The sequence below is a fragment of the Streptomyces sp. NPDC050508 genome (assembly GCF_040655155.1).
GTDB lineage: Bacteria > Actinomycetota > Actinomycetes > Streptomycetales > Streptomycetaceae > Streptomyces.
Genome location: NZ_JBFAJJ010000005.1, coordinates 32,195 through 53,782, shown reverse-complemented (window position 1 = coordinate 53,782; position 21,588 = coordinate 32,195). Strand labels below are relative to the sequence as shown.

The 21,588-nt window shown below is 71.3% G+C and carries 24 protein-coding genes and 1 pseudogene; 10 read left to right on the top strand and 15 right to left on the bottom strand.

What is annotated here, in order from left to right; all coding sequences use genetic code 11:
• Positions 1–122: 122 nt before the first annotated feature.
• Positions 123–1,157, top strand: a complete 1,035-nt coding sequence (locus AB0I69_RS15770; protein ID WP_363096206.1) for a phosphatase PAP2 family protein — start codon at positions 123–125, stop codon at positions 1,155–1,157.
• 95 nt (positions 1,158–1,252) lie between these two features.
• On the opposite strand, the gene AB0I69_RS15765 is transcribed toward AB0I69_RS15770, so the two are convergent.
• The 4 genes and pseudogenes from AB0I69_RS15765 to AB0I69_RS15750 all read right to left on the bottom strand — a co-directional run bounded on the left by AB0I69_RS15765 (position 1,253) and on the right by AB0I69_RS15750 (position 4,603).
• The gene (locus tag AB0I69_RS15765; protein WP_317888130.1) at positions 1,253–1,468 is read right to left on the bottom strand and encodes an I78 family peptidase inhibitor; all 216 of its coding nucleotides are present in this window, start codon (positions 1,466–1,468) and stop codon (positions 1,253–1,255) included.
• Positions 1,469–1,772: 304 nt separating this feature from the next.
• Positions 1,773–2,732, bottom strand: a pseudogene (locus tag AB0I69_RS15760) (YafY family protein); the annotation flags it as partial.
• Between the two features lie 46 nt (positions 2,733–2,778).
• Positions 2,779–4,080 carry an ABC transporter substrate-binding protein gene (locus tag AB0I69_RS15755; protein WP_363096205.1) on the bottom strand — a complete coding sequence of 434 codons (1,302 nt, stop codon included), beginning with the start codon at positions 4,078–4,080 and terminating at the stop codon, positions 2,779–2,781.
• Positions 4,049–4,603 carry a hypothetical protein gene (locus AB0I69_RS15750; RefSeq protein WP_363096204.1) on the bottom strand — a complete coding sequence of 185 codons (555 nt, stop codon included), beginning with the start codon at positions 4,601–4,603 and terminating at the stop codon, positions 4,049–4,051. The genes AB0I69_RS15755 and AB0I69_RS15750 overlap by 32 nt, the downstream gene beginning before the upstream one ends.
• A 122-nt stretch (positions 4,604–4,725) precedes the next feature.
• Here AB0I69_RS15750 and AB0I69_RS15745 point away from each other — a divergent pair, with 122 nt between their 5' ends.
• The 3 genes from AB0I69_RS15745 to AB0I69_RS15735 are packed head-to-tail and all read left to right on the top strand — an operon-like array spanning position 4,726 to position 8,626.
• Positions 4,726–5,202: a hypothetical protein gene (locus tag AB0I69_RS15745; RefSeq protein WP_363096203.1), complete on the top strand. Its 477-nt coding sequence runs from the start codon at positions 4,726–4,728 to the stop codon at positions 5,200–5,202.
• A complete protein-coding gene (locus AB0I69_RS15740; RefSeq protein ID WP_363096202.1) occupies positions 5,202–7,994 on the top strand; it encodes an ATP-binding cassette domain-containing protein in 2,793 nt (930 codons plus the stop codon). The genes AB0I69_RS15745 and AB0I69_RS15740 overlap by 1 nt, the downstream gene beginning before the upstream one ends.
• Positions 7,991–8,626, top strand: a complete 636-nt coding sequence (locus tag AB0I69_RS15735) for an ATP-binding cassette domain-containing protein (RefSeq protein WP_363096201.1) — start codon at positions 7,991–7,993, stop codon at positions 8,624–8,626. Before AB0I69_RS15740 ends, AB0I69_RS15735 begins: the two co-directional genes overlap by 4 nt.
• Positions 8,627–8,684: 58 nt before the next feature.
• Here AB0I69_RS15735 and AB0I69_RS15730 read toward each other — a convergent pair whose 3' ends face one another.
• Positions 8,685–9,389 (bottom strand): transglycosylase family protein, encoded by a 705-nt coding sequence (locus tag AB0I69_RS15730; protein WP_363096200.1) that lies wholly within the window; start codon positions 9,387–9,389, stop codon positions 8,685–8,687.
• A gap of 503 nt (positions 9,390–9,892) precedes the next feature.
• On the opposite strand from AB0I69_RS15730, the gene AB0I69_RS15725 reads away from it, so the two are divergent.
• Both AB0I69_RS15725 and AB0I69_RS15720 read left to right on the top strand, forming a co-directional pair.
• Positions 9,893–10,681 carry a hypothetical protein gene (locus AB0I69_RS15725; RefSeq protein WP_363096199.1) on the top strand — a complete coding sequence of 263 codons (789 nt, stop codon included), beginning with the start codon at positions 9,893–9,895 and terminating at the stop codon, positions 10,679–10,681.
• A 37-nt stretch (positions 10,682–10,718) separates the two neighbouring features.
• Positions 10,719–11,123, top strand: a complete 405-nt coding sequence (locus tag AB0I69_RS15720; protein WP_363096198.1) for a hypothetical protein — start codon at positions 10,719–10,721, stop codon at positions 11,121–11,123.
• 92 nt (positions 11,124–11,215) lie between these two features.
• On the opposite strand, the gene der is transcribed toward AB0I69_RS15720, so the two are convergent.
• From der to AB0I69_RS15690, 6 genes are all read right to left on the bottom strand, one after another.
• Positions 11,216–12,691 (bottom strand): ribosome biogenesis GTPase Der, encoded by a 1,476-nt coding sequence (der, locus tag AB0I69_RS15715; protein ID WP_363096197.1) that lies wholly within the window; start codon positions 12,689–12,691, stop codon positions 11,216–11,218.
• A 74-nt stretch (positions 12,692–12,765) separates the two neighbouring features.
• The gene (locus AB0I69_RS15710) at positions 12,766–13,353 is read right to left on the bottom strand and encodes a lysophospholipid acyltransferase family protein (RefSeq protein ID WP_363096648.1); all 588 of its coding nucleotides are present in this window, start codon (positions 13,351–13,353) and stop codon (positions 12,766–12,768) included.
• 53 nt (positions 13,354–13,406) lie between these two features.
• Positions 13,407–14,102: a (d)CMP kinase gene (cmk, locus tag AB0I69_RS15705; RefSeq protein WP_363096196.1), complete on the bottom strand. Its 696-nt coding sequence runs from the start codon at positions 14,100–14,102 to the stop codon at positions 13,407–13,409.
• A gap of 275 nt (positions 14,103–14,377) precedes the next feature.
• Positions 14,378–15,472 carry a prephenate dehydrogenase gene (locus AB0I69_RS15700; protein WP_363096195.1) on the bottom strand — a complete coding sequence of 365 codons (1,095 nt, stop codon included), beginning with the start codon at positions 15,470–15,472 and terminating at the stop codon, positions 14,378–14,380.
• Positions 15,469–15,837 carry a chorismate mutase gene (gene aroH / locus AB0I69_RS15695; RefSeq protein WP_363096194.1) on the bottom strand — a complete coding sequence of 123 codons (369 nt, stop codon included), beginning with the start codon at positions 15,835–15,837 and terminating at the stop codon, positions 15,469–15,471. The genes AB0I69_RS15700 and aroH overlap by 4 nt, the downstream gene beginning before the upstream one ends.
• Before the next feature lie 91 nt (positions 15,838–15,928).
• Positions 15,929–16,360, bottom strand: a complete 432-nt coding sequence (locus AB0I69_RS15690) for a YidB family protein (RefSeq protein ID WP_363096193.1) — start codon at positions 16,358–16,360, stop codon at positions 15,929–15,931.
• Positions 16,361–16,537: 177 nt separating this feature from the next.
• Between AB0I69_RS15690 and AB0I69_RS15685 the strand changes: the two genes are divergently transcribed.
• The 4 genes from AB0I69_RS15685 to AB0I69_RS15670 are packed head-to-tail and all read left to right on the top strand — an operon-like array spanning position 16,538 to position 18,948.
• Positions 16,538–17,212 carry a hypothetical protein gene (locus AB0I69_RS15685; protein ID WP_363096192.1) on the top strand — a complete coding sequence of 225 codons (675 nt, stop codon included), beginning with the start codon at positions 16,538–16,540 and terminating at the stop codon, positions 17,210–17,212.
• A gap of 27 nt (positions 17,213–17,239) precedes the next feature.
• Positions 17,240–17,824 carry a DUF6529 family protein gene (locus AB0I69_RS15680; protein WP_363096191.1) on the top strand — a complete coding sequence of 195 codons (585 nt, stop codon included), beginning with the start codon at positions 17,240–17,242 and terminating at the stop codon, positions 17,822–17,824.
• Positions 17,821–18,234: a Rieske (2Fe-2S) protein gene (locus AB0I69_RS15675; protein WP_363096190.1), complete on the top strand. Its 414-nt coding sequence runs from the start codon at positions 17,821–17,823 to the stop codon at positions 18,232–18,234. Before AB0I69_RS15680 ends, AB0I69_RS15675 begins: the two co-directional genes overlap by 4 nt.
• A gap of 21 nt (positions 18,235–18,255) precedes the next feature.
• Complete coding sequence (locus AB0I69_RS15670; RefSeq protein ID WP_363096189.1) at positions 18,256–18,948, top strand: nucleotidyltransferase domain-containing protein; 693 nt, start codon at positions 18,256–18,258, stop codon at positions 18,946–18,948.
• On the opposite strand, the gene AB0I69_RS15665 is transcribed toward AB0I69_RS15670, so the two are convergent.
• The 4 genes from AB0I69_RS15665 to AB0I69_RS15650 form a co-directional block, all read right to left on the bottom strand.
• Complete coding sequence (locus AB0I69_RS15665) at positions 18,937–19,347, bottom strand: type II toxin-antitoxin system VapC family toxin (RefSeq protein WP_363096188.1); 411 nt, start codon at positions 19,345–19,347, stop codon at positions 18,937–18,939. The two genes, AB0I69_RS15670 and AB0I69_RS15665, sit on opposite strands and share 12 nt — an antisense overlap.
• Positions 19,344–19,667: a type II toxin-antitoxin system prevent-host-death family antitoxin gene (locus AB0I69_RS15660; RefSeq protein WP_363096187.1), complete on the bottom strand. Its 324-nt coding sequence runs from the start codon at positions 19,665–19,667 to the stop codon at positions 19,344–19,346. The genes AB0I69_RS15665 and AB0I69_RS15660 overlap by 4 nt, the downstream gene beginning before the upstream one ends.
• 62 nt (positions 19,668–19,729) lie before the next feature.
• On the bottom strand, positions 19,730–20,758 hold the full coding sequence (locus tag AB0I69_RS15655) for an ADP-ribosylglycohydrolase family protein (RefSeq protein WP_363096186.1): 1,029 nt from the start codon (positions 20,756–20,758) through the stop codon (positions 19,730–19,732).
• Positions 20,755–21,483, bottom strand: coding sequence for an NUDIX domain-containing protein (locus AB0I69_RS15650; protein WP_363096185.1), 729 nt, complete (start codon positions 21,481–21,483; stop codon positions 20,755–20,757). Before AB0I69_RS15650 ends, AB0I69_RS15655 begins: the two co-directional genes overlap by 4 nt.
• Between the last annotated feature and the right edge of the window lie 105 nt (positions 21,484–21,588).

The following is a 21,588-nucleotide window of genomic DNA, read 5'->3' as shown; positions in this document are numbered from 1 at the left end:
CATCAGGGATTGCGGAATCCTCGGAAATAAACCTGCCCCTGAGAGCTTTCCCACATCACATCGTCATCACAAAGCCGCTGATTCGACGGGGATCCACACTCACTCGCTGTAACGTCGATTGAGTGCGTACCGAACGAAACCTCACCCGTCTGGACCGGGTGTTCGCGAGGCTGGACCGGGAACCGGAACGGCCGGCCAACATCGATGTGCCGAAGATGAGCCGGCACAGGGTCGTGCTGTTCGCGGCGACCCTGGCCTTCTATCTGGCGATCGTGTGGCTTGTCGTGACCACCTCCTGGCTGGTCCGGTTCGACTGGCAGGTCATGTTCTTCCGGCCGTACCAGCAGTGGGCCGGCATCCACTGGTTCGTCGACTACTACGTGGTGCTGGGCCAGCGCGGCCCCACCGCGGTGATGGTCGCGGCCTGGCTGGGCTGGCGCTCGTGGCGGCAGCACACGCTGCGCCCGCTGCTGACCCTGGGCACCTTGCTGCTGCTGCTGAACATCACGGTCGGCGCCGCCAAGCTCGGCATGGGCCGTCTCGGCCCGCACTACGCCACCGTCATCGGCTCGAACGAGATGGGTCTGGGCGGCGATATATTTCCCAGCGGCCACACCGCCAACGCGGTCGTGACCTGGGGGATTCTGGCGTATCTGGCCTCCACGCCGGCGGCCCGCCGCTGGCTGTCGGCCGCGTCGGCGGTCACCTCGCTCGGCGTCGGTCTCGCCACGGTCTACCTCGGTACGCACTGGCTGAGCGACGTGCTGCTCGGCTGGGCCGCCGGTCTGCTGGTCCTGCTCGCCCTCCCGTGGTGCGAGCCGCTGATCGCGCTGGCCGAGACCCGCATCTTCGACCTGCGCGACCGCTGGCGTGCCCGCCGCGGCCGTACGGCACCCGCACCCGTTCCGACGTCCCCGGTCACCGCACCGGTGCTGCTCAAGCCACGCGCCTCCTCGGGCGACGAGGTCCCGGCGGCCCGCGAGACGGTCACCGCGAGCCGCGCGGCCCGGCCGCCCGCCCATCTCGCCCCGGGCCCGCACACCACCCGCTCGGAGCGCACCCCGGTCACCCCGATCGGCAGCCGCCGCCCGCCGCACCCGGACCGGGTGGCGCGCGGCACCGCCTCGGCGGCGGCCCGTCCGGCGGCGGGCAGCTGACTCCACCGAGCAGCGGGGCCGGTACGCACGACCCATCCCCGCATCACGAAGGCCCCGGTTCCGCCAGCGGAACCGGGGCCTTCGTCGTGCCTGCGTCAGCCCTTCCAGGCGCGCGCCACCGTACCGTCCTTGACCTCGAAGTTGAGCCGCCCCGCGCGGTACTCCATGGTGATGATCGCCCCCGGCGGCAGCGACCGCACGGTCGACCACCCCCGTTCCCGCGCGAGCCGCTCGGCCTCGGGCGCGTCGAGGCCGACATAGGTGTTCGGACTGTCCTGGGGCTCCGCCGGTGGAGTCGGAATGGGTGCCATGCCCGCCACGCTAGCCCCTCTCCCGCTCTCTTCGTCCCTCTCCGGTCACACTTCTGTCACAGGATCAGGACGTGTGTTTTGTTCTGCCTCCCTCACACGTATGAGCGGTTCCGTACGTCTTCCGCAGACATTCGAACGTAATTCCCGCATGTCTGTCCGGCTCGCCGAATAGCCCGTCGGAAAGTTCCGCGAGAACCGGTCCGGCGCCCCTTTCCTTTCCGATTCCGTGCGGTACTGCGGGAGCTGACGCCGCATAAGAGTTTCACCGTTCCAGCACAGAATCGCCGTGGGCACCCTGGCCGTGCCGGTCCAGCGCCCGGGACAGCCGGTCCCGGGCCGCCCTGATCGTCTCGGCCAGCTCCACCGGCTCCAGGACCTCGAACTCGAAGCCCATCATCACCACGTGGATCGCCATCACATCGAGGTTCGGGGCCCCGGTCCGCAGCAGGCAGGCGTCCGGGCCGTCCGCCTCCAGCGTCCCGGCGGACGGTGAGATCCGCTCGACGGCCTCCTGGAGGGGCACGAGCAGGCGGACGACGGCGTGCGAGGCGTACGCGCGCGTGGAGACCCCTTTGGAGACGTACGCGGCGAGGTCCTCGGCCGGTGGCTCGCGCGGGGTGAAGCGCGGGCCGTGCGGCGGCCTGGGCGTGACGCGGTCGACGCGGAAGGTGCGCCAGTCCGCACGGTCCAGGTCCCAGGCGACCAGGTACCAGCGGCGCTCGGTGCACACCAGGCGGTGCGGTTCGACGCTGCGGCGGGTCGGGGTGCCGTCGTGGTTCCGGTACTCGAAGCGCAGTCGCTCGGCGTCCCGGCACAGCGCGGCCAGTTCGGTCAGGACGGCGGGGTCGACGGCGGACGGCAGCGTGTTGCGCAGCATCGGCACGGTGAACGCGTTGAGGGCGCCCACCCGGCGGCGCAGCCGGTGCGGCAGGACCTGTTCGAGCTTGGTGAGGGCGCGCACCGAGGTCTCGCCGATGCCCTCGATGCCCTGCCCGGCGGCGGTGCGCAGCCCGACGGCCACGGCGACCGCCTCGTCGTCGTCCAGGAGCAGCGGCGGCAACTCTGCGCCCGCGCCCAGCTGGTAGCCGCCGCCCGTGCCGGGGCTCGCGTTGACCGGGTATCCCAGCTCCCGGAGCCGGTCCACGTCCCGGCGCACGGTGCGCGGGGTGACCCCGAGCCGGTCGGCCAGGTCGGCGCCGGACCACTCGCGGTGGGCCTGGAGGAGCGAGAGCAGGCGCAGCAGTCGTGCCGAGGTCTCCAACATGGTCGAAGTCTCCATCAAGGACGGTCTGGATCAAGAGCGGCCCGCATCAAGGGCGGTACGGCAGTTGCGGCACCTCGAAACAAGTGCTGTTCATGTCCCCTTGCGGGACCCATCCCTTGCCGTCCTGCCAACGGGCCACCGACAGACACGTCCTGCGGGTCTTCGGCGGTTCGGCGAGCCGCTCGAAGGAGACGGGAACCAGCAGACCGCCCGCGGTGTAGTTCTCGCTCCGGTTCATGAAGCCGTCGACGCACGCGCGCGTGACGCCCGTTTTCGTCTTCGCACATGACCTCGCCGCGTCCGTGAACCACATCGCCGCCGCCCAGCCCTCCAACTGCCACTGGGAGTGCGTCTTCAGCCCCTTCGTCGCGTCCCGGAAATCCCGTACGGCCGGCTGGGAGGTGTCGTCGAAGTCGCGGCTGGACCCGGTCGCCCAGAGCGCGTTGCGGCAGCGCGGGGAGTCCTTGTAGTCCTCGGGGACGGTGGACGTCCAGTTCTGTACGTTCGTCACCTTCGCGATGACCTTGGCGCCAACCTGGTCCATCGCCTCGCACAGCTGGACGTTGCCGTGCGTGTCGATGGCGTCGAAGACGAGGTCGGCGCCCTGCTGCTTCAGGTCGGCCGCCACGGCACGGAAGTCGGGCAGCGCGAAGTCGACCTGCTCGCTGACGACCTTGTAGCCCTCGGCCTTCAGTCCCTGCTCGACGAGGCGGGCGTAGGCGGCGGACGCGGCCTGGTTGTACGACACGACGGCGGCGGTACGGGCGCCCCGCTCGCGCTTGAAGTACCGGTAGACCTCGGTGCCGCCGTACAACCGCCCGCCCCAGCCCGGAGTCCCGGCGCGGGGCGCGAGGCTGCCGTAGATGCCGTAGAGGTGCGGCCAGGTGTCGTAGGCGGCGCCGATGGGCTGGCCGCCGATGTCGGGCACGCGCGCGTGGGAGACGCGGGAGGCGCCCGCGTAGTCGAGGGCGGTGGTGGCGACCAGGGCGACGACCTTGTCCTCGTCGACGAGTTGGTGCACGCACTCGTTGTTGCCGACACCGCTGCCGCCGTCGTCGCACAGGTGGACCTCCACCTGGTGCCCGTCGATGCCCCCGCGCGCGTTGAGCCGGTCGAAGTACGCCTTGGCGCCGTCGCGGGGGCCGGTGAAGGTGTCGCCGCCGACCGGGCTGGTCGCGCTGGTGATGATGCCGACCCGGATCGGTGTGCCGCTGCTGGGCGCGGGCGTACGGGAGTTGCCGTGCTCGAAGTCGCTCTCCGGGAGGCGGCTGCCGCAGGCCGTGCCCCCGAGGAGCAGCAGCACCGCGACAGCGGCCTCAGCAGCCCGCCCCGGGCGACTGCGAGGCATCGCCGCTCAACGCCACCAGCGCGCACAGGGTGTTGACGGACACCTTCCAGGTGCCGTCCTGTTCGACGGTCGTCCCGGAGGCGCTCGGCAGGGCGGTGGCGCCGTTCAGGGTCAGGCTGTACGTCACGGTCGCCCTGGTCGCCGAGGTGAACTCGACCTTCTGGACGTCCGCCTGGACCTGCCCGCCACGCTTGTCACCGCTGAAGGCCTTCAGGACCGGGCCCATCTTCTCGCCGTTCTCCAGGACGGCCTGTTTGTCCTTGGTGGAGGTGGCCGGGTCGAAGAACTTCTTCCAGTTGGCCTTGATCTGCGTCGTGGCGGCGGCCGGGTCCGCGGGCGCGGTCGCCGGTGCGCTCGTCGGCTGCTCGACGGACGGGGTGGGCGGTGGTGCGCTGCTCCCGCCGCCGCTGTCGTCGCTGCACGCCGCCAGGGCCGGGCCGAGCACGAGAACCAGGGCGGCCGTAACCACCGTGCCCCGCCGCTGCCTTGTGTTCCTTCGCCTGAGGTCGCTCCCGAGAACCATCTGGCTCACCACCGGGTGTCGGTCCGGGCTGTGCTCGCCCGGTGTTTTCAGGTCAGGTGTCAGAAGGCATAGTGCAAGCCATTGGCTGGCATGGACAGACACATGACATGTGGGAGCCGGAAATGCGGACACCCCGACTGCGGACCGTGCACCCCGCCCTGTGGGCCGGCTGGGCCGCGCTCGCCGCAGGCGCGGTGCTGTGCGTGATCGGCTGGTACGGCATCTCCGGCGAGCGCTACGCGGAACGCCAACTCCCCTACCTCGCCTCCTGCACGATCCCCGGCGCCGCGCTGATCGTCGCCGGTGCCGTACTCCTCGCCCACGGCCGCAACGCCCTCGCCGCCGCGCGCGTGGAGGAGCTGTACGGCCTTCTCGTGGCCGCCGAACCCGCCGACGCCGAGGAGTCCGCACAGGCCGCCGCCGCGCCCCTGGCGGTCAGCGGGGACCTGTTGATGGTGCCCGGCGGCACGCTGTGGCATCGCGCGGACTGCCCGTTGGTCGCCGGGAAGCCGGAAGCGGTGCCGGTGGACTCGAAGTTGGTGGCGAACGGCGAGCTGAGCCCCTGCCCGATCTGCGAGCCCGCCGAAGCCGACGACTGATGTCCTCCTTCACCTACGACCTCACCCTCGCCGGACTCTCGGTCGGCAGCGCCGCCGCGCTCACCGGGATCGGCCTGATCGTGACGTACCGGGCGACCGGAGTCCTCAACTTCGCGCACGGCGCCGTCACGATGGTGTGCGCGTACGCGCTGCGGCAGTGCGTGGTCGGGTGGGGCTGGCCGCTGTGGCTGGGCGCGGTGGTGACGTTGCTGGTCCTGGCGCCCGGCATCGGGGTGGCCCTGGAACGGTTCGTCTTCCGCCCGTTGGCGGTCCTGGGCGGCGACCCGGCGCAGACCCTGGTCGCGTCCATCGGGGTGTTCGTGCTGCTGGTCGGCGGGGCGGCGCTGGTGTGGGGGCAGGGGGCGCGGGACGACGCGCCGGAGTTGGTGTCGGCCGATCCCTGGGGCCAGTTGGCGGTGGTGCTGGTACTCGCTGCGGGTGTCGGGGCGGTGATCCGCTGGACGCGTTTCGGGCGGGAGCTGCGGGCCGTGGTGGACAACCGCCGACTCGCGGTACTGGGTGGCGTGGACGCGGACCGGGTGGCGGCGGCGGGCTGGGCGTTCGGTTCCTTCACGGCGGGTCTGACAGGCGTGCTCCTCGCGCCCTACGTGCGCCTGGACCCGTACGGCCTGCCGCTGCTCGTCATGGAGGTGGTGGCCGTCGCGGTGGCCGCGCGGATGCGGAGCCTGCCGGTGGCCGTGGTGGTGGCGCTGGGGATCGGGGTCGGACAGAGCCAGTTGACGCGGCTTCATCTGGCGGGCTGGCATGGGCAGTTGGTGCAGGCGGTGGGCGCGAACCTGTTCGTGGTCGCCCTGTTGGTCGCGGCGCTGGTGCTGCCCGGACTCGGCTCCCGTGACGCCCTCCCGCGTACGGCGACGGCCCGCGTCGCCACGCCTCCCGGTGCCTGGATCGTGGCCGTGGTGCTGTTCCTGCTCCCCCTCGGCTTCGCGGGCACGGATCTGCACACCTCGGTCCAAGTCCCGGCGCTGGGTGTGGTGTTGCTGTCCCTGGTGGTGGTCACCGGGCGCGGCGGGCAGATCTCGCTGGGGCAGGCGGTGTACGCGGGCCTGGGCGCCCTGTTCACAGCACTGCTGGCGGCGGGCCGCTTCCCGGGAGTGCCCCGCCTGCCCGAACTGGCCGCGCTGGCGCTGGCGGTGCTCCTGGTGGCTCCCCTGGGCCTCGTGACGGGCTGGCCCGCGATCGGCCGCCACGGCCTGTCCCTCGCCCTCGCGACCTTCGCGGTCGGCGTCGGCGTCAGCCGCTTCGTCTTCGCCCAGCCGTACGCCACGTCGGGCCTGGCGCTGGACCGCCCGTCCGGCTTCGACGGGGACCGCGCGTACTACGTCCTCGAACTCGCCCTCCTGGCAAGCGCGTTGTGGGTGACCCACGCCCTGCGCCGGGGCCGTACGGGCCGTGCCCTCGCCGCGCTGCGGGACCACGAGCCGGGCGCGTCCGCGGCGGGCGTCCAGGTCCCGTCCCTGAAACTCCTGGCCTTCGTCGCGGGCGCCGCCCTGGCCGCCCTCGGCGGCGGCATGCTCGGCATGGGCCTGCGCGCCTTCGACCCTTCGGCCTACGACCCGGTACGGGGGCTGTTGTGGTTCGCCGCGGTGGTCGTCCTCGGCGCCGACAGCACACTGGGCGCCCTGGCGGCCGCGGCTCTGCTGGTGGGGCTGGACGCGGGGGCGCGCGGCGGGGTCGCGGCGGCGCTGGTCGGGGTGCTGGCGGTGTGCGTGGGGCGGTTCCCCGGCGGGCCGTACGAGGCGTTGCGTGCGGCGGCGGGACGGCTGCGCCTACGACGACGGGTGCGGCTCACGCCGGTGGGGGTGGGGGTGCGGCGGAGATTGCGGGTGGCGGGCGTGCGGGGGCAGCGCGCACAGGCGGTCTCAACGGCCGCTGCGCACACGGGCGTTGCCCGCCGAGCGGGGCAGGGCGCCGAGCGGGCGACTGGGGCGCGGGAGCGGCGGGGGCGAGGTGCCGGACTCGGGCAGCGGGGCGACGCGGCGGAACCGCCACCCCGGGACGCGACGTCCACCTCGCCCACTGAAGACGCTCACCCGCCACGGCCACGCACCGCTCAACCCCGCAGGCTCACCCCGCCCCTCCTCACCGCCCATGCCCTGCACGCCCGTTACGGCGGTTTCACCGCGCTCGACGGAGTCGATCTCGTGGTGCGGGCGGGACAGGTCACCGCCGTCGTCGGGCCCAACGGAGCCGGAAAAAGCACCCTGTTCCACTGTCTGGCCGGGACGGTGCGGCCCTTGCACGGGCGGGTTCGGCTCGGCGGGCGGGACATCACCCGGCTGCCCGCGCATGCCCGCACCCGGCTCGGCGTGGCCCGGACCTTCCAACAGCTGGCCGTCTTCCCGTCGTTGACCGTGACCGAGAACGTGCGCGTCGGCGCCGAGCAGGGCCGGGTCCCCGATCCGGGCGCCGTGGAGCGGGCGTTGCGGCTGTTCGGGCTCGATGGGGACGTACGGTCGCTGCCCGCCGCCGGGCTGCCCACCGGGACGCTGCGCCGGGTCGAGCTGGCCCGGGCCTTCGCGGGCGGCCCGCGCGTGCTGCTCCTCGACGAGCCCGCCGCCGGACTCGACACCGCCGAAGTGGTCGCGCTGACCCGGGTGTTGAGGGCCCTGGCCGCCGAGGGCACCGCGCTGCTCGTCGTGGAGCACGACCTCGATCTGGTCGCCGACCTCGCCGACGTGGTCCATGTGATGGCGGCCGGCCGGATCATCACCTCCGGCCCGCCCGCTCGCGTCCTCGACACACTCGACGCCCGGGAGACCCCCGCATGACCATCTCCCTGCGCCACGCGCGGGTGCGCTACGGCCCCCTCGAAGCCCTGCACGGCATCACCCTCGCCGCCCCCGCCCACGGGCTCACGATCCTGCTGGGCCGCAACGGCTCCGGCCGTACGACCGCGCTGCGCGCCCTCGCCGGTACGGTCGCGCTGTCGGGCGGCGCGGTGGTGTGGGACGGCGCCGACGTGACCCGGGTGTCCGCGCACGAACGGGCCCGCCGGGGACTGTGCCTGGTGCCGGAACGGCAGGCCGTGTTCGGGTCCCTCACCGTCCACGAGAACCTCGAACTCGCCGCCCGGGACTACGCCGTAGCCCTGGATGCCTACCCGCAACTCCGCCCGCTGCTCCCCCGCCGGGCCGGCACCCTCTCCGGCGGCGAGCAGCGGATGCTGGCCCTCTCCCGGGCCCTGCTGGCACGCGCACGCGTGGTGCTCGTCGACGAACCGGCTCAAGGCATGTCACCCGCGGTCGCTGCCCACACGTACGAACTGCTGGCCGGGCTCGACGCGTGCGTGGTGGTCGCCGAGCAGCGGTTGCCGCCGGTGCTGCGCGGCCGGGCCGCGATCGTGTACGAACTGCGGCGCGGGGCGGTGGTGTTCGGCGGCGAGGCGGCCGAACTGGCGTAACGGGCGCGCCCCCGCCCGGTCGGAGGACCGGGCGGGGGCGGCTCGGGAGCGGCTCGGCTCAGAGGTCGAGCTGCTGCCCGGGGACGATCAGATCGGGGTCGGTGCCGATGACGGCCTTGTTGGCGGCGTAGATCTTCCGCCAGGTGGTCCCGTGTTCGGCCGCGATGCCGCTGAGGGTGTCGCCCTCGCGGACGGTGTAGTCGCCGCGGGACGTGCCGCGCGAGGCGTTGTTCGTCCCGCGAGCCGGCGTCTTCGCGGGCTTCGACGGGGTCGCCTTCTTGGTCGACTGCTTCTTCGTCGACTCGGTGGTCGACTTCTTGGTCGTCTTCGTGGACTTCTCGGTGACCGTGCCGGAGGAGGCCGCGGGTGCGCTGCCGTTCGCTCCGGCCCGTGCCGAACAGACCGGCCAGGCACCCCATCCCTGGGCGTGCTGGACCTTGGTGGCCACGGCGATCTGCGCGGACCGGGAGGCCTGGTCGGCGGTGGCCGCGTAGGCCGAACCACCGTAGGCGCGCCAGGTTCCGGCGGAGAACTGGAGTCCTCCGTAGTAGCCGTTACCGGTGTTGATGTGCCAGTTGCCGCCGCTCTCGCACTGGGCGATGCGGTCCCACACTCCACTGTCGGCCGCCGCGGCGTTGCCGCTTGCGGCCAGCAGTCCGAGCGGGGCGAGCAGGGCCGCCCCGGCGAGGACCGCCGTCGTACGCGCTTGACCCTTGTGGGTCTTGGGTGCGTTCTCGCGAGTGGTATCGGCACATTCGGACATGTAGTTCCCTCTCCAACAACCCGGGGTCCCCCAAGGCGGTGCGCGGCTCCCGCGTATCGACGCGGTCCTCGCGCTCCTCCCCGTCCGCCGGAAGTCGTGCTGCTTGCTGGCTCGTTCGGTCGGCGGACGTACCCGAGCGGTGCTCTGTGCACACGGCGGAGGAATGTACGGAGGTCGGAGAGCCGGTGTCGACCAACTGCCCTTCGCCGCAGGCCAGTTCACTGTTACCGCGGGTATCAGCACTTTTCGGCCACCCACTACATTCGCTGATTTCACGATTTTTCGACCAGTTGCCGACACGCACTGTGACCCGGCTCACGCGACCAACTCCCTTGACCTTTCACAGAGTTGACAGGGAGTGTCCGATTCCGTACCACCCGTGACCGTCCGCTTCGGTCGGTTCGATTCGGTTCGCCCTGGAGCGTGACTCCCGCCACAGATCCTCCGTTGTCTTCTTCATGAGCCCGGGACCCACCGGGCACCGCATTCCGAGGGAGCCACCCGTGCCGCGCATGCTCGACGTCAGCGACGACGTACGCGCCGAGATCGGCGACGAAGAAGCCGACCGGCTGCTCGCCGGAGACAACGCCCCGGGCAGTTACGACTGCACGTCCTGCCGCACCCAGGGCGACTCCGAACAGGAGCGCACCAGCACCGTCCTGTTCATCGGCGACGAGACCGCCGTCCTCGCCTTCGCCCACGCCACCTGCCTGCCCTCCCAGATCGTCCAGGTCACCGAGGAGCAACTGCAGGGCGCGGTCCGCTCCATCAGCGGCAACGCGCACGCCCCGGCCGGCGAGCCGGAGAGGTCCGTACCCGAGCAGGCCGTGCTCGGCGTGACCAGCGGACTCGTCCTGATCGCCGGGGAGTTGCACCCCGCCCTCGTCGTCGAGCCGACCGCGCCCATCGTGCGGCCCGGCTCGACCGGCGTCGGCGACGACTTCCTGCCGCTGCTGATCGAGCAGGGCTTCATGCCGCTCAGCGAGATCACCACCGTGCCGCCCGTGCTGCACGGCTGGTCGGTGCTGCTCGCCGCGGGCCAGCTGCACGCGGTGCTGCAGCCGAGCAGCAACGGCGGTTCCCCGGTGGCCTGGTGGCAGGCGCACCAGGCGCTCCAGGTCACCGACAGCTGGCGGGCCGCCGCCAACAAGCACCAGCAGGTGCTGATGTTCGCGGCACCGGTGGGCTCGATCGGCCGCCAGCCCCGCGAGGACCTGCTGCGCAGCGCGCTCGACAAGGCCGCGGCGAACGGCAAGCTGGTCGGCTCCGCACTGCCGCTCGCGGGCACCTGAGCCGCATCCCTTCAGTTCACGCGTCGTTTGGACATACGTGCACGCATACGACGTTCCCCGCAGCCGGCCCTACCAGTCGATCCCGTCCTCGCGATCGGACCGGGACAGCACCGGCGGCCCATCGGCCACGCCGATCTACGACCGTCTCTACTCGGAGTGGGTCAAGACCTTCCGCTCGCTGCCGGGTGACCGCAGCGGCGAGGAGGAGCTGGGCTTCACCGCCTTCGGGCACAGCCCGCACAGCACGGGCTCGTTCGGCGGCGGCTCATTGGGTGGGGGTTCGTACAGCGCGTACAGCGCGGGGGCCTACAGCGCCCGGCAGCAGTCACAGTGGCAGCGCGTCGGGCAGCTCGGCCACGCCGGGCAGCAGCAACAGCACGGCTACACCGGGATGCACCACATCCCGGCGGCCCTGCCACCCGGCCCACGCCGAGGCATCTGACGCGGCACGCACACGAAGAGGGCGGCCCCCGTGGAGACGGGGGCCGCCCTCTTCGTCGTAGAACAGCCGTTGGAACAGCCTTATGGCTACGGCTACTTCTTCTTGCCGCGCTTCTCGCGCACCCGGACCGAGATGTGGATCGGGGTGCCCTCGAAGGCGAACTCCTCGCGCAGGCGGCGCTCGATGAAGCGGCGGTAGCCCGCCTCGATGAAGCCGGAGGCGAAGAGCACAAAGCGCGGGGGCTTGGTGCCGGCCTGGGTGCCGAAGAGGATGCGGGGCTGCTTGCCGCCGCGGATCGGGTGCGGGTGGGCGGCGACCAACTCACCGAGGAACGCGTTCAGTCGGCCCGTCGGGACACGCGTCTCCCAGCCGGCGAGCGCGGTCTCGATGCCCGGGACCAGCTTCTCCATGTGCCGGCCGGTGCGCGCCGACACGTTCACCCGGGGCGCCCACGCGACCTGGGCGAGCTCGGTCTCGATCTCGCGCTCCAGGTAGTAGCGGCGCTCCTCGTCGAGGGTGTCCCACTTGTTGAAGGCGAGGACGATGGCGCGGCCCGCCTCGACGGCCATGGTGACGATGCGCTGGTCCTGCACCGAGATGGACTCGGAGGCGTCGATCAGGATGACCGCGACCTCCGCCTTCTCCACGGCGGCGGCGGTGCGCAGCGAGGCGTAGTAGTCGGCGCCCTGCTGGAGGTGGACGCGCTTGCGGATACCGGCGGTGTCGACGAACTTCCAGGTGACGCCGCCGAGTTCGATGAGCTCGTCGACCGGGTCACGGGTGGTGCCCGCGATCTCGTTGACGACAACGCGCTCCTCACCCGCCACCTTGTTCAGCAGCGAGGACTTGCCGACGTTCGGGCGGCCGATCAGGGCGATGCGGCGGGGGCCGCCGGTCGCGATGCCGAAGGTCTGCTCGGGCGCCTCCGGAAGGGCCTCCAGGACGGCGTCCAGCATGTCGCCGGTGCCACGGCCGTGCAGCGCGGAGACGGGGTGCGGCTCGCCGAGCCCCAGGGACCACAGATAGGAGGCGTCGGACTCGCCGCTCAGACCGTCGACCTTGTTGGCCGCCAGCACGACGGGCTTGCCGGCCTTGCGCAGCAGCCGTACGACCGCCTCGTCGGTGTCGGTGGCGCCGACCTTGGCGTCGACGACGAAGACGACCGCGTCGGCGGCCTCGATCGCGTACTCGGCCTGGGCGGCCACGGAGGCGTCGATGCCGAGGACGTCCTGCTCCCAGCCCCCGGTGTCGACGACCTTGAACCGACGCCCGGCCCACTCGGCCTCATACGTCACACGGTCACGCGTGACGCCGGGCTTGTCCTCCACGACGGCTTCACGCCGCCCGATGATGCGGTTGACGAGAGTCGACTTGCCGACGTTCGGCCGGCCGACGACGGCGAGGACGGGCAGCGGCCCGTGACCGGCCGCCTCGATGGCCCCCTCGACGTCCTCGATGTCGAAGCCCTCTACGGCGGCGAGCTCCATGAACTCCGCGTACTCGGCGTCGCCGAGCGCCCCGTGCTCGTGCTCCTCGCCGGAGCCGTCGGGCTGGATCTGGTCGTTCATGAAGTCGGTACCTCGTTCATCGTGGTGATCGGTGAAGCCCCCGGATTTCGGGTGATCCACTACTCAAGTGTCTCTTAGCGCCCGGTAAGGCGCCTGGCGCTGTCCAGATGGGCGGCCAGCTGCTTCCGGATCCGCTCGGTCGCCTCGTCCAGTGCCCTGCGCGTACGGCGGCCGGAGCCGTCGCCCGCTTCGAACGGGTCGCCGAAGACGACGTCGACGCGGGAGCGCAGCGGGGGCAGCGCCTTTATCAGCCGTCCGCTCTTCTCCGAGCTGCCCAGCACGGCCACCGGCACGATCGGGGCACCGCTGCGGACCGCGAAGTAGGCGAGCCCCGCGCGCAGCGAGGCGAAGTCGCCCTCGCCACGGCTGCCCTCGGGAAAGATACCGAGGACTCCGCCGGCCGACAGGACGTCCAGCGCCCGCGTGATCGCCGTGCGGTCGGCGACCGACCGGTCCACCTTCAGCTGGCCGATGGCGAGCAGGAAGGGGTCGAGCGGACCGATGAACGCCTCTTTCTTGATCAGGAAGTGCGTCGGCCGGGGCGCCACACCCATGACCATCGGGCCGTCGATGTTGTGCGAATGGTTGACGGCGAGGACCACCGGGCCGGTCGCGGGGACCTTCCAGGCGCCCAGGACGCGCGGTTTCCACAGCCCGTACATCAGGCCGACGCCGATGCGCCGCCCGACCTCGGCGCCCCGTTCCGATGGAGCGGTCACTTGGCGGCCCGCTTCTCCTCGACGAGGGTGACGACGCACTCGATGACCTGCTGGAGCGTGAGGTCGGAGGTGTCCACCTCGACCGCGTCGTCCGCCTTCGCGAGCGGCGAGGTCTTCCGGGAGGAGTCGGCCGCGTCCCGCTTCAGCAGCGCCTCGCGGGTGGCCTGTACGTCGGCGCCCTTCAGCTCACCGCTGCGGCGGGCGGCACGCGCCTCCGGGGAGGCGGTGAGGAAGACCTTCAGGTCGGCGTCGGGCAGCACGGTCGTGCCGATGTCCCGCCCCTCCACCACGATCCCCCGCTCCGCGTCGGCGGCCAGCGACCGCTGCAGCTCGGTGATCCGGGCCCGCACCTCGGGCACCGCGCTGACCGCGCTGACCTTGGAGGTGACCTCCTGGGTGCGGATCGGGCCGGCCACGTCCACGCCGTCGACACTGATCGTCGGGTTCGCCGGGTCCGTACCGGAGATGATCTCCGCCTTGCCCGCCACGTCGGCGATCGCGGTGGGGTCGGTGATGTCGATCCCGTTGTTCACCATCCACCAGGTGATCGCCCGGTACTGGGCGCCGGTGTCCAGATAGCTCAGCCCGAGCTGCCCGGCCACGGCCTTCGACGTGCTCGACTTGCCCGTGCCGGAGGGGCCGTCGATGGCGACAATCACTGCCGGGGCGGTCCGGGCGGCGCCGTTTTCCACGGGAGGAGACCTTCCTGGTGCGGGGTGGTGAGCGGGGTGGGGGTGCGAGTGCGCCCCGGACAAGGTTACTGGGTTCACGTCACTCGTCCGGCCCCTGCTCTTCTTGGGCACCGGTGCGCATGATCCAGGTGGTCGGGCGCCTTTCCGACGCGGGCCGGCAAAATCAGCCCGTTGGGGGTCCCCCCTCTGGGGGAGTTTGAGGACGAGGCCCCTTCAGGGCCGATCGGGGGGCTGGGGGCAGAGCCCCCAGGGACGCCCGCCCCCACGCCGGGCACCTACTGCCGGATCGCCCACCCTCGCTCCCTCAGCGCCGCACTCAACACCGGCACAGACTTCGGCTCCACCATCAACTGCACAAGCCCCGCCTGCTGCCCCGTCGCATGCTCGATCCGCACATCCTCGATATTGACCCCCGCCATCCCCGCATCCGCGAAGATCCGAGCCAGTTGCCCCGGCTGGTCGTCGATCAGCACAGCCACAACCTCGTAAACCCGCGGAGCGGACCCGTGCTTGCCGGGAACGCGGACCTGCCCCGCGTTCCCCCGCCGCAGCACGTCCTCGATGCCGCCCACACCCTCCCGCCGCTTGGAGTCGTCGGCGGACTGCAACGCCCGCAACGCCCGCACCGTCTCCTCCAGGTCCCCGGCGACATCGGTGAGGAGGTCGGCCACCGGCCCGGGGTTCGCGGACAGGATGTCGATCCACATCCGGGGGTCGGACGCGGCGATCCGGGTCACATCCCGAATGCCCTGCCCGCACAGCCGTACGGCAGCTTCTTCCGCGTTCTCCAGCCGCGCGGCAACCATGCTGGACACCAGATGCGGCATGTGTGACACAAGAGCCACAGCCCGATCATGGGCATCGGCATCCATGACAACCGGCACGGCACGGCAGTGCGACACCAGCTCCAGGGCGAGGTTCAACACCTCGGTGTCGGTGTCACGCGTAGGTGTCAACACCCACGGGCGCCCCTCGAAAAGATCACCAGTCGCCGCCAACGGCCCCGACTTCTCGCGCCCGGACATGGGATGCGAGCCGATGTACCGGGACATCACCGACGGGTCGAGGCCCAGCGACTCCAACTCCCGCCGCGGACCACCCTTGACGCTGGCCACGTCGAGGTAACCCCGGGCCACACCCCGCCGCATCGCGTCGGCCAGCACCCCGGCCACCAGTGCCGGCGGCGCGGCGATGATCGCGAGGTCGACGGGCCCGTCCGGCGCCTCTTCGGTACCGGCGCCGAGCGCGGCGGCCGTACGGGCCTGTTCGGGGTCGTGGTCGGTGAGGTGGACGACGACGCCTCGGGAGGCGAGGGCGAGGGCGGCGGACGTGCCGATGAGCCCGGTGCCGATGACGAGCGCGGTCCTCACTGGGCGATGTCCTTGCGCAGGGCGGCCGCGGCACCGAGGTAGACGTGCGCGATGTCGGCGCGGGGCCGGTCGGATTCGATGTGCGCGAGGACGCGGACGACCCGGGGCAGCGCGCCCTCGATGTCGAGTTCCTGCGCGCAGATCAGCGGTACGTCGGCGAAGTCGCTGCCGAGCTTGCGGGCCGCGGCGGCCGGGAAGTCGCTGTGCAGGTCGGGCGTGGCCGTGAACCAGATGCTGATCAGGTCGTCGGCGGTGAGGCCGTTCCGCTCCAGGACCGCGGTGAGCAGCGCGCCTACCTGCTCGTCCATGTGGCCGGCCTCGTCCCTGTCGAGTTGGACGGCGCCCCGGACCGCTCGTACCGCCACGGCTCTGCTCCTCGCTGATGTACGGCTCTTGGTACATCCAGCCTAGTCAGCCCGTCCGGCAGGGGTGCGCGGCGCCCGCCCACCGAGACGGTCACAGGGACTGTTGCCGGACCAGTTCCTCCAGCGAGGCGGCCTGGGGCAGCTGCCCGTCCGGGGTGAGCCTGTCGACGACCTGGGGCAGCGTCTGCGCGAGGTCGGTCGCGGCCTGCTCCGGGGTGACGCCGGCCTGCTCGGCGACCTTCTGCAGGGTCTCGTCGGGCAGGGCCTGCTGGATCTGGGCGCCGGTGACGGACTGGTTCTGCCCGGTGTCGACCCAGGAGTCCTTCTGCTCGGCCAGACCTGACTTGGTGAGCATCTCCAGGAGCCCGCCCAACGGATTGTTTCCGCTCCCGCCGCTGCCACTGCCCTGACTGCCGCCGAGGGCCGAAAGCAGGGCGCCCAGGATGTTGCCGCTGCCGGAACCGCTCCGGCCCCCTCCGCCCAGAAGGCCACCGAGCAGACTGCCGAGATCGTTGCCCGCCATGGGTCGCACCTTTCGGGAGGGGCCGGCCGCTGGTCGGGGCCCGGCCTCGAACCCTGCCAATGTCACCTGAATCATCCCGTTCCGCTACTTGGGGTGAGATCATCCCGGTATGCCTCTTTACCCGCGGGCCCGAGTCCGCTCTCATGGGCTGGAAGCACGCCTCGGGGGAGGGCCACATTGAAGCGTCCTGGACCACTGCTCACACTTCTGGCGGGCCTGTTGCTGGGCCTGTTCATGCTGACGCTCAACGCGACGTCGGGGACGAAGACCGCATCGTCCACATACCGGGAGAAATCACCTTCCGTGTCGACGTCCCCGTCCTCCACACCCAAATCCAAATCCAAACCCACACCCACACTCAGCCCGACACCGTCGAAGACAACCGTCGCCAACGCCAACTACGCCGGCCGCACCGACGACGACGCCGCCTCGGTCGCCGTGTCCGTCCGTGACGGCAAGGCGGTCGCCTACTTCTGCGACGGCCGCTACAAGGAGGCCTGGCTCAGGGGTCCCGTGAACGACGACGGCAGCATGAAGCTCACCGCCCCGAACGGCGCCGTACTCGACGGCAGGATCGAGCAGGGCAAGAAGATCCACGGCACGGTCAAGGACGAGGGCCGGAAGTACGCGTTCACCGCCGACAAGGCCGTCAAGCCGTCCGGGCTGTGGCGCGCGACCGCCAAGGTGCGCGGCGCCAAGATCGACGGCGGCTGGATCGTGCTGCCGAACGGCCGCCAGACCGGCATCGTCACCCGCGACGGCAAGGCCACCGCCGCACCCCGTATCGACCCGGAGACCGGCGCGGTCACGGTCGACGGACAGCAGCTCACGGCACAGCCCGTCACCCCCTGACCCACCATCCGCCTCAGGGAGCCGATCATGACCGCCGACCCGAACGCAGCCACCCAGGCCTTCCCACCGCGACCGCCCGCACGCCACCGCGACAGCCCCGCCCGCTACCTGGTCCCGGCCCTGGTGGCCGCGGCCGTAGCGGTCGGACTCGGCGTCTACGGCAAGGTCCACGACCCGGCGGGCACCGCCTTCAACCTCGCCGGTTTCAGCAGCACGGGCGCGGTGAAGACCTGGCTCGCGACGACCGCGTTCTTCTTCGCCCTCGTCCAGGTCGTCTCGGCCTTCATGGTCTACGGCAAGCTGCCGGGCCCGAGTTGGGCGTCGACGCTGCACCGCTGGTCGGGGCGGATCGCGTTCCTGGTGGCGGTCCCGGTCGCGGTGCACTGCCTCTACGCTTTCGGCTACCAGACGTACTCGACACGCGTGATGTGGCATTCCCTCCTGGGGTGCGCCTTCTTCGGCGCCTTCAGTGCCAAGATGCTGCTGCTCCGCTCGGAGCGCCTGCCCGGCTGGCTGCTGCCGCTCGTCGGCGGGCTGGTCTTCACCGCCCTCACGTTGATCTGGCTGACATCCGCCCTCTGGTTCTTCCGCACCTTCGGAGTGACGACATGACCGACAGCTCGACGCGCCGCACGGTCCTCGCGACGGGTGCGGCCGGCGCGCTCGCCGCCGGATGCAGCAAGTACGGCAACAGCAACAACTCCTCGGGCTCGTCGTCCGTGAAGGCCACCGGCGGCCAGGAACTGGCGAAGACCTCGGAGATCCCGGTCGGCGGCGGCACGATCTTCAAGGACCAGAAGATCGTGGTGACCCAGCCGAAGAAGGACGAGTTCAAGGCCTTCTCGGCGATCTGCACCCACCTGGGCTGCACGGTGGGAACCGTCTCGAACGGCGTCATCGAGTGCCCGTGCCACCACAGCAAGTACCGCATCGCGGACGGCTCGGTGGCGAGCGGCCCGGCACCGAAGCCGCTGCCCGCGGAGCAGATCAAGGTGGAGGGAAATTCGATCCGCCTGGTGTGAGATGCCACGTACGCTCCCGGCATGCCGTTCGAGAGCCTGGTCCGTGACCACACGATCTACGCCTGCGTGATGGGTTCACGCGCCTTCGGCCTGGCGACGGACACGAGCGACACGGACCGCAGGGGCGTGTTCCTCGCCCCCACTCCCCTCTTCTGGCGCTTCGACAAGCCGCCGACGCACATCGAGGGCCCGGCGGAGGAGCAGTTCAGCTGGGAGCTGGAGCGCTTCTGCGAACTGGCCCTGCGCGCGAACCCCAACATCCTGGAGTGCCTCCACTCCCCCCTCGTCGAGCACATCGACGACACGGGCCGCGAACTCCTCGCCCTGCGCGACGCGTTCCTCTCCCGCCAGGTCCACGAGACGTTCACGCGCTACGCGTTGGGCCAGCGCAAGAAGCTGGAGACCGACATCCGCCTCCACGGAGCGCCCCGTTGGAAGCACGCGATGCACCTGCTCCGCCTGCTGACGAGCGCCCGCGACCTGCTCCGCACGGGCACGCTGACGATCGACGTAGGAGACCAACGCGACCCGCTGCTCGCGGTGAAACGCGGCGAAGTCCCGTGGCCCGAGGTCGAGTCCTGGATGACCCGCCTGGCAGCGGAGACGGCCGAGGCCGCCACCCGCACCCCGCTCCCGACAGAACCGGACCGCCGCCGCGTGGAGGACTTCCTCTTCCGGATGCGCCGCGCGTCCAGCGACGCCCTAGCGGGGTGACGCCACCAGCAGCCCTGCGTCGGCGGCTGCCTCGCCTTGACGCTTGTCGTACGTCACGAACCAGCTGACCCCGTGACCGAGCTTAAGGGCCGCCACGGTGTGGATCGCGTCGAGGCTGCGCAGCGAGGTGTTCGGCGCCAAGTCCCCGGCCTCCGCCATCAGTTCGGGCGTGAGGCGAACGCGTGCAATGGAGTTCAGCAGCGCTTCGGCCGCCGAGCGCTCGACCTCGTCCGCGCCCAGGCGGTGCAGCAACCGTCGCACCTCGGTCTGCGCCAGGTCGCAGGTGACGACGCGACGCATTCCGCCGTACTGTCCGATCCACTGCTCCAGCGCCGCCGTCTCCGCCTCGGCCCGCAGCAGCTTGGCGATCGCCGATGCGTCGAGGTAGAGCAGCGTCACCGCGTCTCCTCCTCGCGCTGGGCGAGCAGCTCCGCGGTGGGGCCGCGTCCCGACGCGTTCCGTCTGACCGCGCGCAGCCGCTCCAGCGCGTCCGCAGCCTCAGCACCGTGACCCTCGTCCAGGACCGAGGCGTCGAGCAGGCCGATGGCGATCGCGGCACGGATGTCCCGTTCGGCCGGCTCCAGCGGAGACAGTATGGCGACCGGCACCCCGTCCCGAGTGATCTCGATCGACTCACCCGCCGCCACAGCGTCCAACAGAGCCGCGGTGTGCCGGGACAGCTCCCGGACCGGCATGCGCCTGCGCTTCACCTCACCCATGTCTGCCATGATGCACCCACCGCATGACACCGTCAACAGATGTCAGACATGGCCGCAGCATGTCAGGCATCCCAAAGTGCCCCCAGCGTCAACAGCTCCCCCCGATATTCAACCCGCTCCGCCCACTCCCCCGGCCAGACGTCCGCACCGAGATGCGCCCCCGCGAACGCCCCCGTGAGACACGCGATCGAGTCCGAGTCGCCGGACGTACAGGCCGCACGACGCAACGCGGTCACCGGTTCCTCCACGAAGAGGAGGAAGCACAACAGGCCGGTCGCCAGGGCCTCTTCGGCGATCCAGCCCGCGCCGGTGGCCAGGCACGGGTCGGTCTCCGGGGAGACGGTCCGTACGGCGACCTCAAGCCGGCCGAGTACCTCCAGGCACTCGTCCCAGCCGCGCGCGATGAAGTGCTCGGGTGTGGGGTCCTGGCTCCGCGTCCACAGGTCGCCGAGCCAGCGGTGGTGGTAGCGGGTGCGGTTCTCGTAGGCGTACGACCGCAGCAGCCCGATGAGCCCGGTCGGCTCGGCGCCCTGCGCGAGCAGTCGTACGGCGTGTGCGGTGAGGTCGGAGGCGGCGAGGGCGGTCGGGTGTCCGTGGGTGAGCGCGGACTGCAACTGGGCCGCGCCGGACCGCTGTTCGTCGCTCAGGCCGGGAACGAGCCCGATCGGCGCGACGCGCATGTTGGCCCCGCAGCCCTTCGACCCGATCTGGCTGGCGTCCTGCCAGAGCCGGTCCTGCTCCTTCAGCAGGTTGCAGGCGACGAGGCAGGTCCGGCCGGGGGCACGGTTGTTCTCCGGTGACTGGTACCAGTCCACGAACTCCTCGCGCACCGGCCGTTCCATCCGCTGGGGACCGAGTAGCCCTCGGTCCATGGCAGTTCGCAGCCCGCGGCCCAACGCCAGTGTCATCTGCGTGTCGTCGGTGACGATCGCCGGCCTCGGCAGTTCCATCTCCCGCCAGGGACCGAATTTGGCGAGGATGCCGGGCACGTCGTTGAACTCGGTCGGGAAGCCGAGCGCGTCCCCGAGGGCGAGGCCCACCAGGGCTCCGGTGGCGGCGCGCTTGCGGACGGTGGTCGAGGTAGAGGTCATACGGGGGTTCCTTCCCGGGTCGGCCGGAGCAGGGGCGGGTACAGCGTGGTGGCGGTCCCGGCGCGGTACAGCGCGGCCGGTTTGCCGCGACCGCCGGTCAACTTGGCGCCGCCGGGCACCGGTTCGACGAAACCCGGCGTGGCGAGCACCTTGCGGCGGAAGTTGGGGCGGTCGAGCGCGGTGCCCCACACGGTCTCGTAGACCTGATGCAGCTCCCCGAGCGTGAACTCCGTCCCGCAGAAGGCGGTGGCGAGGCAGCTGTACTCCAGCTTGGCGCCCACCCGTTCGTGCGCGTCGGCCAGAATCCGGTCGTGGTCGAAGGCGAGCGGCCCGAGCGAGTCGTACGGCAGCCAGCGGGCCTGCGCCGCGTCGCTGCCCGCGTGCGGCTCGGGCGGGTCGGGCAGCAGTGCGGCGAAGGCGACGGTGACGACCCGCATCCGGGGGTCGCGGTCGGGTTCGCTGTAGGTGCGCAGTTGCTCAAGGTGCAGCCCGGAGACGTCCGACAAGCCGGTCTCCTCGGCGAGTTCACGCCGGGCGGCGGTCTCCGCGGACTCGTCGGGGTGCACGAAGCCACCGGGCAGCGCCCAGTGTCCGGCGTACGGCTCCTGTCCGCGCTCGACGAGCAGCACGTGCAGGGCGCCGGCGCGGATCGTGAGGACGGCGAGGTCGGCGGTGACGGCGAAAGGTTCGAAGGCGTACTTGTCGTAGCCCGGTACTGCGGTCACGCTCACCCACCCTCTTAATAGTCACTTCGACCATAAAGAGTGGCCGCAGTCCGGCGCAACCCCCCGCACCCGACGAAAACGAAACGGCCGGCCCCGGAGAAATCC

Coding starts and splice junctions, on each gene's coding strand:
- AB0I69_RS15765 (WP_317888130.1), bottom strand. CDS start 1,468: ATGGCACCCATTCCGACTCCACCGGCGGAGCCCCAGGACAGTCCGAAC.
- AB0I69_RS15755 (WP_363096205.1), bottom strand. CDS start 4,080: ATGCCTCGCAGTCGCCCGGGGCGGGCTGCTGAGGCCGCTGTCGCGGTG.
- AB0I69_RS15750 (WP_363096204.1), bottom strand. CDS start 4,603: ATGGTTCTCGGGAGCGACCTCAGGCGAAGGAACACAAGGCAGCGGCGG.
- AB0I69_RS15745 (WP_363096203.1), top strand. CDS start 4,726: ATGCGGACACCCCGACTGCGGACCGTGCACCCCGCCCTGTGGGCCGGC.
- AB0I69_RS15740 (WP_363096202.1), top strand. CDS start 5,202: ATGTCCTCCTTCACCTACGACCTCACCCTCGCCGGACTCTCGGTCGGC.
- AB0I69_RS15735 (WP_363096201.1), top strand. CDS start 7,991: ATGACCATCTCCCTGCGCCACGCGCGGGTGCGCTACGGCCCCCTCGAA.
- AB0I69_RS15730 (WP_363096200.1), bottom strand. CDS start 9,389: ATGTCCGAATGTGCCGATACCACTCGCGAGAACGCACCCAAGACCCAC.
- der (WP_363096197.1), bottom strand. CDS start 12,691: ATGAACGACCAGATCCAGCCCGACGGCTCCGGCGAGGAGCACGAGCAC.
- AB0I69_RS15710 (WP_363096648.1), bottom strand. CDS start 13,353: ATGTACGGGCTGTGGAAACCGCGCGTCCTGGGCGCCTGGAAGGTCCCC.
- AB0I69_RS15690 (WP_363096193.1), bottom strand. CDS start 16,360: ATGGCGGGCAACGATCTCGGCAGTCTGCTCGGTGGCCTTCTGGGCGGA.
- AB0I69_RS15680 (WP_363096191.1), top strand. CDS start 17,240: ATGACCGCCGACCCGAACGCAGCCACCCAGGCCTTCCCACCGCGACCG.
- AB0I69_RS15675 (WP_363096190.1), top strand. CDS start 17,821: ATGACCGACAGCTCGACGCGCCGCACGGTCCTCGCGACGGGTGCGGCC.
- AB0I69_RS15670 (WP_363096189.1), top strand. CDS start 18,256: ATGCCGTTCGAGAGCCTGGTCCGTGACCACACGATCTACGCCTGCGTG.
- AB0I69_RS15660 (WP_363096187.1), bottom strand. CDS start 19,667: ATGGGTGAGGTGAAGCGCAGGCGCATGCCGGTCCGGGAGCTGTCCCGG.
- AB0I69_RS15655 (WP_363096186.1), bottom strand. CDS start 20,758: ATGACCTCTACCTCGACCACCGTCCGCAAGCGCGCCGCCACCGGAGCC.